Source organism: Pseudomonas sp. R62, assembly GCF_000257605.1.
Classification (GTDB): domain Bacteria; phylum Pseudomonadota; class Gammaproteobacteria; order Pseudomonadales; family Pseudomonadaceae; genus Aquipseudomonas; species Aquipseudomonas atacamensis.
Window position 1 is genome coordinate 1 of the sequence record NZ_AHZM01000934.1, and the last position, 733, is coordinate 733.

Annotated in this window: 1 pseudogene; it reads right to left on the reverse strand. The window is 58.8% G+C overall.

The window, feature by feature from the left end:
- A pseudogene (argF, locus tag OQK_RS01215) lies at window positions 1–720 on the reverse strand (ornithine carbamoyltransferase); the annotation flags it as partial.
- Between the last annotated feature and the right edge of the window lie 13 nt (window positions 721–733).

The window sequence follows — 733 nt, forward strand, 5'->3', positions numbered from 1 at the left end:
GGTTCACCCATCGACACCCAGACGTCGGTGTGAATGAAGTCCACGCCTTTGACCGCTTCTTTCGGATCTTCGGTGAGGGTGATGCGTGCGCCACTTTCCTCGCCGTACTTTTTGCAGCGCGCCACCAGATCGTCCAGCGGCCACAGCGCTTTCGGTGCGCAGATGCGCACGTCCATGCCGAGCTTGGCGCCGATCAGCAGCAGCGAGTTGCCCATGTTGTTGCGCGCGTCGCCCAAGTAGGCGTAGCTGATTTCGTGGATCGGCTTGTCAGCGTGTTCGCGCATGGTCAGCACGTCGGCGATCATCTGGGTCGGGTGATATTCATCGGTCAGGCCGTTGAACACCGGCACGCCGGCGAACTTGGCCAGCTCTTCGACGATTTCCTGCTTGAAGCCACGGTACTCGATGGCGTCGTACATGCGCCCGAGCACGCGGGCGGTGTCCTTCATGCTTTCCTTGTGGCCGATTTGCGAGGAGTTCGGGTCGATGTAAGTGACGTTGGCGCCTTGGTCATAGGCCGCCACTTCGAAGGCGCAACGGGTACGGGTCGAAGTTTTCTCGAAAATCAGGGCGATGTTGTTGCCCTTCAGGTGTTGTTGTTCGGTGCCGGTGTATTTCGCGCGTTTCAGGATCACGGGACAGGTCGAGCAGGTAACGCAGCTCACGTGGGGTGTGGTGTTCCAGGCTGAGCAGGTTACGGTTGTGAATGTTAAAAGCCATGATGGATCTCCTT